This window comes from Foetidibacter luteolus (genome assembly GCF_009650435.1).
Lineage (GTDB): Bacteria > Bacteroidota > Bacteroidia > Chitinophagales > Chitinophagaceae > Foetidibacter > Foetidibacter luteolus.
The window spans coordinates 3,121-15,629 of sequence record NZ_VVIP01000018.1; the positions used below are offsets into that span (position 1 = coordinate 3,121).

At 39.6% G+C, this 12,509-nt stretch carries 10 protein-coding genes; 6 read left to right on the plus strand and 4 right to left on the minus strand.

Going from position 1 to position 12,509, the window contains the following annotated elements:
* Positions 1 to 45: 45 nt before the first annotated feature.
* The 4 genes from F0364_RS05665 (at position 46) to F0364_RS05680 (ending at position 3,543) form a co-directional block, all read left to right on the plus strand.
* The gene (locus F0364_RS05665) at positions 46 to 429 is read left to right on the plus strand and encodes a helix-turn-helix domain-containing protein (RefSeq protein WP_153796795.1); all 384 of its coding nucleotides are present in this window, start codon (positions 46 to 48) and stop codon (positions 427 to 429) included.
* A 968-nt stretch (positions 430 to 1,397) separates the two neighbouring features.
* Positions 1,398 to 1,673 (plus strand): hypothetical protein, encoded by a 276-nt coding sequence (locus tag F0364_RS05670; RefSeq protein WP_153796796.1) that lies wholly within the window; start codon positions 1,398 to 1,400, stop codon positions 1,671 to 1,673.
* On the plus strand, positions 1,670 to 2,221 hold the full coding sequence (locus F0364_RS05675; protein WP_153796797.1) for a hypothetical protein: 552 nt from the start codon (positions 1,670 to 1,672) through the stop codon (positions 2,219 to 2,221). Before F0364_RS05670 ends, F0364_RS05675 begins: the two co-directional genes overlap by 4 nt.
* A gap of 179 nt (positions 2,222 to 2,400) precedes the next feature.
* Complete coding sequence (locus tag F0364_RS05680; RefSeq protein WP_153796798.1) at positions 2,401 to 3,543, plus strand: hypothetical protein; 1,143 nt, start codon at positions 2,401 to 2,403, stop codon at positions 3,541 to 3,543.
* A 1,541-nt stretch (positions 3,544 to 5,084) separates the two neighbouring features.
* On the opposite strand, the gene F0364_RS05685 is transcribed toward F0364_RS05680, so the two are convergent.
* Entirely contained in the window at positions 5,085 to 6,659 is a 1,575-nt protein-coding gene (locus F0364_RS05685) for a coiled-coil domain-containing protein (RefSeq protein WP_153796799.1), read from the minus strand.
* A gap of 10 nt (positions 6,660 to 6,669) precedes the next feature.
* Positions 6,670 to 7,443: a zinc metalloprotease gene (locus F0364_RS05690; protein WP_153796800.1), complete on the minus strand. Its 774-nt coding sequence runs from the start codon at positions 7,441 to 7,443 to the stop codon at positions 6,670 to 6,672.
* A gap of 698 nt (positions 7,444 to 8,141) precedes the next feature.
* Between F0364_RS05690 and F0364_RS05695 the strand changes: the two genes are divergently transcribed.
* A complete protein-coding gene (locus F0364_RS05695) occupies positions 8,142 to 8,771 on the plus strand; it encodes a phage integrase SAM-like domain and Arm DNA-binding domain-containing protein (protein WP_153796801.1) in 630 nt (209 codons plus the stop codon).
* A gap of 48 nt (positions 8,772 to 8,819) precedes the next feature.
* On the opposite strand, the gene F0364_RS05700 is transcribed toward F0364_RS05695, so the two are convergent.
* Together F0364_RS05700 and F0364_RS05705 are read right to left on the minus strand one after the other, a co-directional pair.
* Positions 8,820 to 9,206, minus strand: a complete 387-nt coding sequence (locus F0364_RS05700; protein ID WP_153796802.1) for a YybH family protein — start codon at positions 9,204 to 9,206, stop codon at positions 8,820 to 8,822.
* 375 nt (positions 9,207 to 9,581) lie between these two features.
* Positions 9,582 to 10,163, minus strand: coding sequence for a Crp/Fnr family transcriptional regulator (locus F0364_RS05705; RefSeq protein ID WP_153796803.1), 582 nt, complete (start codon positions 10,161 to 10,163; stop codon positions 9,582 to 9,584).
* Between the two features lie 466 nt (positions 10,164 to 10,629).
* On the opposite strand from F0364_RS05705, the gene F0364_RS05710 reads away from it, so the two are divergent.
* Positions 10,630 to 12,435, plus strand: a complete 1,806-nt coding sequence (locus tag F0364_RS05710) for an amidohydrolase (RefSeq protein WP_153796804.1) — start codon at positions 10,630 to 10,632, stop codon at positions 12,433 to 12,435.
* Positions 12,436 to 12,509 lie beyond the last annotated feature (74 nt).

Sequence of the window (12,509 nt, forward strand, 5' to 3'; positions counted from 1 at the left end):
ATTACCGGTCATCATTTGTTATATTTGTGTAAACGTCAAAGGGTTATGGAAAAGACAATACACCAGGGAAGAAACGTGAAACGCTTTAGGGAAATGCTCGGCATCAAACAGGAAGGGCTTGCCCTGGAACTGGGAGACGACTGGAACCAGCGGAAAATATCACTGCTGGAACAAAAGGATGTGATAGAAGAGGAACTGCTGGAACAGGTGGCTAAAGTGTTGAAAGTACCCGTGGAGGCGATAAAGAATTTTGATGAGGAGGCAGCGATAAATGTAATTGGCAACAACTATCATGACAACTCTACCAGCAATGTTAATTACCATTGTACTTTCAATCCGATAGACAAAATAATTGAACTATATGAAGCATTGGTGAAGAGTGAAAAAGAGAAAGTTCAAATTTTGCAGAGCATATTAGATAAAAAATAAATTGCAGGTCAAAGAATCAACTATATTGGAAATGCCTAAGGAAACATTGAATACCACGTCATAAAAATGAATGAAAAATGCCATGGCTGTGGTCTTAACGTTTTAGCTTACTTCGGTTGAAGCCACAAAGTATCGCTAAACGTCCTTGATTGTGCGCCGTATCTTAATTCTGCATCATTGCTATAATAATTATCTTTAACAGTCCTAATTTTAATATTAGAAGGGAAGCTTATAAAAATCTGTTTCCTGAGCAGATCTTGGCTTATTTCCTGAAAGAAAAGAGCAGGGAAAAGTGCAATTGTCAGTCCAATGAATTTTCCAGACTGAAGTGGCGCCGGTCTGAGAGTTGATTTCCGTTTCAATTATATCACTTCGAATTATTGTCGAATACAATTGAGTTGAGTTTTTATACTGGAAAAAACATCCTACATGGATGGCGCGGCATTCCACAGTTGTCGATAATGATGCTGAATTTATTGAGAACCCGACTAGATTTAGTAAGATTGTTAAAACTAAATATTTCATTGAATTTTGAGAAAGAATTAAAATGGTTTATATCAGCGTTATGGCTTCCGCTCTAGTAATTAAAAAGTGCCTTTTTCTAATGATTTTGGTCATATTTCAAGCAAAATCGGACATGTTTTAAAGCTCAAAATCTGCAATGGTGATTGGAAATTCTAAATTTCAACAGCTTCTAAGTGATCCAACTGAGTTGCAGTAATTTTGTATAGAACATTTAAGTCTCGCAGTACTCAATCCAGGAAACTGTCCTTGTCTTGCATATCAATGAACTTTAAGAGGTGTGACTCGTTTCTTTGCCACATGTTCTCTTAATTGCTCAGTCGAAGGAGATGCTCCAGATATATGAACATTTGGAGAACCTTACAAATGTTGGTATAGGACGATTTGTCTTTTATAATTAGATGAACTCTCGTAATCTCAAATTATAAATATAGTAATTTTGAAGGATGGCCCAGCTTCATTTCCACAAAAGTATTCGATCATTTTTAAGTGGCAATATAGACTATTTTAATAAAAACTACCTGGCTACTGAAACTCTCCGCAATCTGATTGAAAAGCATCTTGCAAAAGAGCTGTCCATTAATAATGCTATAAATGTTAATGAAGGAAATAAGAGGATGCTGGCAGTAGTTTTTAATGAATATATTATGTTATACGGGGATCATTACAGCCAAGAAATGATTGATGAGTTATCAAAAAAACATACCCCCTTGCCGAAATGAAAGACCATTCATTCACCGGACAGCGGGATATTGTTTTAAATTTGATGAAAACAGGAGATCATCATTTTAGAATAGTCAGTGAACGAAATGTTTATGAATGTGAACGAATCGTGCCAATCACAAATAAAATTGATGGGAAGTTCTTTATGGCTAATATGAAAGATGCTGAAATTATTAGAAATATGAGTTACAGCTTCCAGCAAGAGGAATATGGCGACAGGAATGATAAGAATGAGAAATACATGTTGGAGAGAGGCGTTATGCCGAGCATTCCGAATGAAATTTTTTTTAAATGGGTTGATAGGGGTCGAATTAAATCCGTCCTTCAGCTCAGGATTGACAAGAATCATTCGCCTAACATTGGCCATTTTTTTTCAGATCCGACTGCCCGAAATAGAGGATCCGGCTATGCATTCTTTTGGAACGTGACAAATCTAGTACTTGAAAAATTTACATGTTGTGGTTTGATTACAAAACGTTCCTATGAACCATCCAACTCTGTATTTGTAAAAACTGGCAATAAAAAAATCTACGACTGGAAAAGTTGAGAGTATTTGACAAGGGAATCTTTGATAATGGTCAAAAGCTGGAAAAATTCGGCGTTTTGATACGACGACTTACGAATCCCAATTTGGGCTTGTTCACTTATATGCAGAAATAAATAAAATAACAATTTGGCTTGGCAGGACAAAAACTCCCAGTAACGAACAGATGAAATTGTCAATATATGGAAACTGAAAAGAATAAACTGCATAAAATATCTGATGCATGGAATTATTTTTTCCTGGAGACAGAATTTTTACAAAAGCAAATCAATTACGCCTATGATGAGGACATTAAGACCAATTATTATGGCGATATACTTCATTATTTCTTAGACACGTTTGGTTTAATTACAGATGAAAATTTTAAAAAAAGTCCTGATAATCATGTATTCAATGCCATTGGTCTTATGCAATCCATTTATATCCATCAGGATTTAATGGATGAGCTTCTTTACATTTTCAAACTGCCCGCAAGTGTATTGAAAGACAAAACCCCTAACAGAACTATTCGCAATGAACTGATAGGCCATCCGATAAGAAAACTTAAAAACGAGCTACAATCTTCTGTCCTTTTCAGATTTGATTCGCCAACTAATGCAATAACATACGTTTTGTATGAAAAGGCAAACAATTTTAAGGGCAAGATCGTTAATTATTCCACAGATTCTATTATTAAGAATCACTCCGCGTTCTTAAATAAATATTTTGATGTCATGCTAAGGAAAATATGTGCGGTATTTATACGTTATAACAAGAAGCTTGACATTTTAAGCAAATTAATTGAAAAAGGAGTTGCTTTTGATAAACTGTTAAACTACGCAAAACAGTTTGCGGAGCAAATTTTTAAAAGCCATTATATATTCGACTATGAGTACCTGCTTGATTACTACCAGAAAAGACATACTCATCCACGGTATCAAAATGCAGTTGACCAATTTCTCATCAACTTAAAGGAGTTTGTTAAAGATAAACAAGAAGCCATTGAACAATTTATAAATCCTAAGGAACTTTCTTCTTCAGAAATTGAAACTGTGGTTCGAATCCGTTATATAACCTTGAACGAAAATGAAATTTCCGAAGAACAAGAAGTCGATCAAGTTCGGAAGCAAAAAGAGAATATTCATTACGAGCTATCTAAATTAGCCGAAAGAAATCCAGTATTTGGCATTCAATATTTCAAAAGGAAATTTCAAGATTGCCCTGTTATTTTTGCAGAGCTGCTTCATATGGAGGACAATAACCACGATGATAAGGAATACTATGCTGCTTTCGAATATATAAAGCCTCAAATCGAATACACAACGTCGGATCTATTTTACAAATAAAATCATATCCATTAGAGCATTTAGTAAGTAAGGCATAGAGTAAGAAGAGAACAGGGTGGGCGTGTAGTATACTATTACTTTTCTATTTTCTGCTGTAATCCAATAAAGGTAATCGTTACAGGGATATATAAATGGAGAAGGGCTGACTTACGCCAACCCTCGCATGGGAACTACCCCCGTGGTTCTCTGGTATGTTTAGAAACTGCCTTTCAAAATATTGGGGCCTGCATAGAAATGCTGCCCCGTTTTTAATCCAATATCCTATGAAAAACCTGCTGGATATTTTCAAGTGGTATGCCAATACAATAACAGTTTGAAAATCAACTAACTACCTTATCGTCATTAGGCGTGCATTCTAACTCTGGGAAACTACGGGCTCTCAAATAGAGAATGACAAGCGGGTTAATTGCTTCCACACACAGTATGAGTTGACTATCTTGTTTGTATGGTTCAACTCAACTCTTGTCTATGAAAAAGCTTTTCTTCCTGTTTAAAAGCTCTTTTACGGTCGTTTTTTGCGCAAGAAGTCAGAATATAGGCATTGGGATTGATAGCCCACTCGTGAGGCTGCATGTGGCTGATAGCTGAGTTTTGTTTAGTGCTTGGGGCGAAACTCCTGATTCGGCGGGATACCTCCTTTTTTTACCAACAGGTCGAGCTTTACTCTGGTATCCATCTAAAGGCGCGTTACTTGCAGGTGATTTTCCGGAACCTTACTTCAAAAAAGAGAATATTGGTGTTTAGTCATTTTCGCAAGGAAAAGAAAATATTGGAGAATAACATCAAAGTGTACCAGCCATTAACATTGAAACTGTACCACTCATTAACATGTAAAGTAGGCCAGCCATTAACATCGAAAGTGTACCAGCTAATAACATCGAAACTGTTCCACTTATTAACATTCAAATTAGGCCACTGACAGAGGCACAGATTGTAGGTCACCGTTAGGTTATCTTCTGCAGCAAACACAGAAGATTCTATGGCAAACAAAACAATCTGTATGCTCAGGGTTAAACAATTATTCAAGCTAAAAAGAAAATGAAAAATTTATTGCCGGTAGTGATTAGCTAATGCCAATTAGCCGTGTTTTAAAAACGTATTTTACTAAAAGTGGCCAAATTAAAAAAGAATTTGCAGCATTAGAGAACTTACTTTCCTGCTATCTATTTGATCAAGCCATAGTTTTGATTATTCTGATTATTCGTTTCCTAGAATCACGAACTATTATTTGTCAAAATTAGATTGGACGGGGAAATGTTGGGAATAAACCTAAAATATTTGCCCGGTATTGAGCAATGAACTTTTATTAATGAAAACAGCTGTCTAATTTTTAAATAGTGATAAAATTGTAACAAAGCCGCTGCAAATCTGCAACGGCTTTTTGTTTCTATCCATTGTCGGCTAGCTGTCGCAAAGCAAAGGGTTGGAAAAAATATTTTTTTATCCCCAAATTTTGTGCTTTCAAAAAGCTTCCCACTTTGCCACATTGGCTGAAATTAAAATTAAATGTGGCAAAGGGTTGCAGACAAATTACCTAACAGCTATTTGCCAAACTGGGAGAAGTTATACGTAAAAGATACAAAACTGCCAAACAACGGGAATTTCCGGATCATCGATACTTCTTCCGGCATGGCCTTGGTCTCATACTCGACGTCCGGATAATATTGCCTGTCCAAGATTTTCATTTCTCTCATGGTCAGGCCGAAACTCAAGCAAAACCGCTCTTTGTCGCCCAAGATAAAAGAAGGCCCTGCATGGAAATTCACCCCGGCATCAGTGGTAACGCTGGCTCCCACGGCACCACCAACTTTAAAGCCTGCAGACGATCTTTTGTAAATATGCATCAGGGCCCCCAGCGCCAACCCTATTCGGCTGCCGGGGTCTTTCGCCCTGATTCGAACATGTGATTCATCCACTGTCTCATAAAAATATTCCTCTCCGTGAAACTCACGATTGCCAAAATTGAAGAACAGGCCTGTACTGAAATCCAGTTTGATACCGCCTTCCGTCCTTAATTTTACCGTAAATTTTTGCTCGTTGGGCACCGGGCAGGTGAGCAAGGCTTCGGATTTGGCGGAAATATCAAATTTGACCTCATCTTTTGTCATTTTCACTTCCTCAGTATAATACTCATAGCTGGCCGGATTTATTTTCTTGATATCTTCTACCAGTGTGTACCCCTTCCCTTCCTCATTGAATTTTTTGATTTCCGCGATTAATGATTTTGCGGTAGCGATATTGTCAGTCATCTCTTTGACGGCGTTTGTCCTGTCCTCCTTTTTATTTTCAATCTTAACTTCTTCATCCCGTATTTCTTTCTCCTTGCTGCGGATTTCTTCCAGTTTGGCTGTCCGGATCTTGCCGGGCTTCAATGGCTTCAGTTCCTCCTGCAGTTCAGCTAGCTCACTTTTATACTTACCCACATTGTCTTTCAACGGATCAATGTCCGCGCGGTATTCATCGAGACTTGTTGCCAACCAGTTGGCAAACTGGGCGTCAATGGAAGAGGCAATGACTTTCATATCGTTCATCTTGGACTCTATCTCTTGCCGGATTTTATCTGCTAAATCGCTATTCGCAGGGCCAGCCGCCGTAGAAGTAAATTGGAGAAGGATTCCGTTTACATTTTTGATAACCGTCGTGGCATCTACCTTGCAATTTTTGCTTTCATCCACCACCTTGTTATGAATGTCTACCCCTTTATTTAAGTAAGTCTGGATGATTACCAGAGCTTTGATATTGTCTTCAATGTCTGTTTTCCAGCCTGGCGCCTTTTTCTCAGCATCTGGCGAAAAACTTTTTGCAGCCTGCGCTGCACCTGGAGCGTTCGGAAGCGTTGTATTTATAAATGCTGGGAGAGTAATACCTGATAAAACCGACGGAACGGCAATATTAAAATCAGTCTCTGTTTTTTCGGAACTGACTTTGTAAAGAAAACGGTTGATGTTGATGATCTTGATCTTGACACGTTCGTTGTAAGGATACTTTTCTTTAAGGGCGGCATTGTCCAGATGCAGGAAATCTATTACCTTCTCTTTTACCTGCTGTGCATAGGTAGCAGCTGACAATAGAAGGCAAATGATTACAGGGATTATTTTTGTAAACTTCAATAACATATGAAAGGATTTATTTGTAGTTAGATAAAAGAAAGCCTGTGTCTCTTTGCGAAAGCTTGTCGGGCCAGGATATCTCAAACCTGCCTTTTGTGACCTCATCCGGCACGGCGTAGAGCATGATGGAGCGATCATCAAAGTCCGAATGTTCAACAGATTCGTATAATTGCAAGACCCATTTATCGACCGAATCAGGCTTCCAATTATATTCCCTCTCGTAATATGCATATAGCTTTCCTGTATCCCATGGGATGAAGGCCGCCGGGCTTTGCAGCTCGTGAAATAAACCCATCACATGCCCGAACTCGTGCAACACGGTACGGGTAAAGAGGGGCTGGTCTTTTAGCGTGTCGAGCCCTTCAAGGCACATCGTAGGAATGCGCAAATTCCGGGTTTGCAGGTTTTCCTTTCCCACCAGGGAATTGTAACCGGGGCAGGTAAAAGAAATCCTGATCTCCGCAGAATCATACAAACTGGTTACCTGCCTGAATCGCAAGCCGGAAAGACCAGCCCAGGTTTGTGCAATCTTCATCACCTTCTTTCGTAGGGTATCGGCCCCACCATAGAAATATATCCGCAGCTCCGATTTTTTATCCCAGTACAAAGTTTTCCTGCCTACCCATGTTACTGTATCATGACTGATGCCATATAAAATGGAAGATGGCAGCAATGTGCAAAATGGGGTACCCTTCTTTGGGATTTGGTTTAAAGGAGGCTCCCTTAGATAAACGTAAACAATAACGCCGGCCAATAAAATGCCGAGGGCAATTAATGCAGTCTTACGCATGTTCATCACGTTTTGGGGTATGGTAAAACATACCTGGTAGAGTAGTTGATGTATTATCCGAATTGTAAAGTTTGATGAGTTACCCGGTCAGTTCGTCCCGATCGCTATGCTATAGGTAAGGGTATATTTTCTTATGCAAAATGAGAAATATTTGCTTAATAAAAAAGCGTATTTAACCCCTTGTTTATTTCGGATATTAGTTGTACATCAGTCTAGTTAATAAGCATTATGTGGCATTGGAGCGAGGAAATTATCAGTCAGCGTGACCATTGTATCGTGAAATGTCTTCCGGACACCACGGTCAATAATAACGCAGCTTTTGTTTTCCCGTCCAGCAAGGGTACCAATTCGGGTACCATTTGAATTGATAAAATATTTAGAGGTATTTTACATTGGAAATCAATTGGTTACAAGATCGTGTCTGCGGCTTCGAGTCCCGTCCGGTCCGCATTTTTAGCTTCTCAATTTTATCAAAAGCTCGCAAACTCAATGGTGGCGGGCTTTTTTGTTTTTATCACCTTCTCAAAAAGTATCAAAAACGCGCATAATTCGGTGGTAAATTCGGTTACCCGGATTTTTTTGCGGTTTGGGTAACCGAATTTTTCTGAAACCCACGCCAGGCAAGCAGTCCAGTAAATGGACATCTTGTCTGGAATTGCCTTAAAAAGTATTTTTAACCGCAAAAGAAGGTGGTAAAGATGGAAACGAAATTGAGTGTTCTTTTTTACAGCAAAACGTCTAAAACTACTACAGACGGGCTGGTTCCGATTTATTTAAGGGTTACCATTGACGGTAGCCGCTTTGAGCAAAGTACGCAGCGGTATATTTCACCGGAAAAATGGTCAGTTGAAGGTGGCAGGGCAAAGGGGAATTCTGAAGAATCGCGCACGCTGAATCACTTCCTGGAAATAGTAAAGCAAAAAGTCTATCATTATCAAAGAGAAATTATTGGGGAGAGTGAAGTGTTCGATCTTGAAAATTTCCGTACAAAATGGTTGGGGCTAAAGGAGCAATCAAAAACTTTGCTGGATGTCTTCAGCACTCACAATGACCAGCTTTTTACGCTGATAGGTATTGATTGTTCCAAGGCGACATGGGTTAAATACAGGACTACCTTTGATCACACGAAGGCTTTCATAAAATCGAAGTATGGCCTCGACGACATCAAAGTATCTAAACTGACTTATTCATTCATAACTGAGTTTGAGTTTTTCCTTAAATCTGCTAAGAAATGTAACCACAATACGACGATTAAGTATCTAACAAACTTGCGAAAGATTGTTGGCCTGTGCGTCAAGCAAAGAAAAGGCTGTCTCTTTTACTTTTGACAGCCTGCATTTAATAAAATTACTTGTTGTAAACATATCATCGGTAAACTACTTCGGTTGGTTAAACATATACCGGGCAATTTTCCAATCCCCCTGTTCCTTCCTTAATACAAAAAATTCTCTATTTTCAGCAGGGATGCTTGCTCCTGTTGCATGAATGAGTACGCTTCCACTTGATTGGGTCCGGACGAAGGAAAGGTCGTCTTTTACTATTACTTCAAGAACTTTCTTCGTTACATTTAATTGGATGGCTTTGAAAAGATTTTCATATGCTGGGACCAACTGTTCTGTACCAGTAACGGTTAAGTCACCAGCTGGAACAAATACACCGTCTGTTGTGTATAAACCAACGGCAGTTTTCGCATCTGATCTTCTTAAAGAATCGAAGTAATTTTCTAATGTTTGTTCGATTGATGCTTTGTCTACATTTTGCATGATTGTCAGATTTTTTGTTGTTACTTTTTGCAATGTTTTCTTAACAGTTAATCGATCGTAGTACGATCAATTACCGATGGCAACGATTAGCTTCGTTGCTTTATTGGAATATTTTTTTAACTTCTGTTAACTCTACAATTTGAAAATTATCCATACTCAAACAGTTATAAACTTCTGTTTATGTTGACTAATCTGTGCATGATCGATCATATGGGATAACGGGCCCAAACATTTGTTACTGTTTCCAATTACGTGAGAATTAACGCGGACTGAGATACAAATTTCGCGAAGTAGGGAATATAGTAAGATGGCCTAAGTCGAAAAAAGTTGTAGACCTAAGTCTATTCTTATAATGACACAAAGGAAAGATCACTGTTATTTACGGACTAGCTTACTTTTAAGACGACTCATGGTATCTTTGGTAAAGCCAAGATAGGAGGCTATAATATATTGAGGAAAACGCTCCATCAGTTCTGGATAACATTCTGCGAATTCCGTAAAGCGCTTCTCCGCCGAGGCGCTGATTGCCGCGGTGATCCTGCGCTGATTGGCCATGTTATTGCGATCGTCGAGTTGATGCATCATATTGCTAAATCCCGGTATTGATGTCAGCCCAATTGCGTTGGGCCTGCTGAGAAGTAGCATTTCAGTATCTTCCCACGCATCAATATTGTATATACTTGGAGAGTTCATTACCCAGCTCTCACGATCGCCCATCCACCAGTTCTCGATGCCCAGGCGGGCAACGTATTCGGTACCGGTCTCATCAACAGTATACAGCCTCATGGCACCTTTGATGATAAACGCGAAGTGCTTACATCGACTTCCTTCCTGAAGAAAATATTGCTTCCGTCTGAGTTTAAATGGTGAAAAAGCTGCTCTGTACAGCTCCTTTTCAGCTGCTGTAACAGGCTCTGAATTGAACTTTTGAATGTATTCAAAAAGAATCTCGTACATATTGACCTCTTGAAGCTTATAAAATTAATTGGATAAAGGTGATAAGGTCTTTGGAGATGTAAATATAATTCAAATACAGAATTCCTCTGGACACAACTGCAATGGCGTAGAGTTGCATAAATACCCGGTAATTGAAACAGATTTAAGATACAAAATTAAATTGTTTCTCTGCGAACTTCTAACCTAAGCTTAAATGTCGATCCAAGTCGATGATATTTTTAGATGTAAGTCGTTTTTCTAAAATGGCCCAGCCATGAAATTTGCTTTTGTTTATCTGGAAGCGAAACCATGAAAGATCACTCACAATGTTATCAAACTTGTCATTTGGAGAGCATTTTCGGTCACCCATTGAGAGCAAACGATATTGCTGATACACAAAAAATTTTTTTTGTAGGAGATCCCCGGGAAATGGCAAGATAAACAATTAGGATTGGTGCGCTAATATAATAACTACTTAATAACTGTCATGAAAAAAACATTTGCTTTAATTACGGCTATAATCCTTTCTGTTGAACTCTATGCACAAGCGGATAAATGTTTATCGGGAGCAGACCTTATTGTTTATCATGCTAATATCACCACGCTCACGGCCGCACAACCACAAGCCTCGGCAGTGGCCGTGAAATCAGGCAGGATTTACGCTGTTGGCAACGATGATGAAATTTTAAGCCTCAAAGACGGCCACACTAAACTCATCGACGCAGATGGCAGGAGGCTGATTCCGGGTCTGGAAGATTCGCACATGCATCCGTTGAACGAAAGAAATTTTACCCAAAAGGTAAAATGGGACGGCGTACCGACACTTAAGCGCGCATTAGAAATGCTTACCGAACAGGCGGCCCGCACTCCAGAAGGTCAATGGGTGAAGGTGACCGGGGCCTGGTCTCCGTACCAATTCGAAGAACACCGGGAACCTACCATCGAAGAATTGAATAAGGCGGTGCCGGATAAACTTCTTTGGGTCCAGTATGCATACAATAGATTGTGGCTCAACAAACCGGCCATGAAATTCTTTGGCATTGGGACGCCAGAATTCAAGGTTCAACCTGGCACTGTCCTTCACAAAGACAGCAAAGGGAATTATACAGGAATGATTGACGCAAATACTTTCGTGCTTGTTGCCTTAGACGCGATGATGCCGACACCGACACCGGAAGAGGAGGTTAGCTCACTTGAATATCTGATCAGGGACCTGAACCATTTCGGACTGACTACAGTCATTGAAAACTCGAGCGTTATTCCTTACCCTCAAGGTCACGCACCTATTGAAACCCTTATTAAAGAGAACAGGATGAATATCCGTTTTCCGTTTGTTGATCTGGGATTTACTTATGATCCTAACAAAAGTTGGGTAGATGTTGAAATAGAAAGGGTGACAAAGGTCTCTCCATTAAGCCCTGGGCAAAATCTAAACCCCAACATGGAACATGGACATGAATATAAAGGAACCGGTGAAGTACTCAATCCGGAGGTACATGACCATGAGAATTTCGATAATCCGGCAATTATTATTCCCAAAGAGAAGATGAAGCAATACGCTGAAGAATATGTTCGTAAGCTTATAGAAAAGAGAATCCCGTTCCGGGTACATATATCCTACAACGAGAACCTGACCTCTTTTCTGGATGCATTCGAAGAAGTCGTCAAGACCACACCGCTGGACGGCATGCGCTTTGGCATAGAGCATGCCGAAACCATCAGCGATGAAAATATAGCAAGAATAAAGAAGTTAGGCGGTGGTATCGCACTGGACAATAAAATGGCGCTGCATGGTGAAGGCTTTGTAAAGACATATGGTAGACATAAAGCTTTATATACACCAAGATTCGGTGCCTTAAAGAAAAGCGGAATTCCTTTGTCGTTGACGACAGATGCCTTTCGCGTATCTCCTGCTAACCCCTGGACAGGTATCAGCTGGGCAGTGACCGGCAAAGCTGTATCAGGTAATGTGATCTTAGCCGAGGATAACCGTCTCACGCGGGAAGAGGCCCTTAGATTATACACAATAGGTGCGGCCTGGTTCGAAAATGAGGAACATGAAAAAGGTCGCATAGCACCCGGTAATCTGGCAGATTTTGTTTTATTGAGTGATGATTATTTTACAATTCCTGACGACGAGATCAAGAACCTTACATCGGTGTTAACTGTGGTAGGAGGAAGAGTAGTTTATGGCTCCGGTAAGTACAGTGACCTTTCTCCCAAGCTCGGGGAAATTTTACCGTCATGGTCACCCATAAAATACTTCGGTGGCTATCACTTCGCAAAAGAGTAAGATATCATTGTGGTTCTGTCAAATCTGATAAGATCAGTGATATAATACAAAGGAGATCGCATTCCCATTAACAC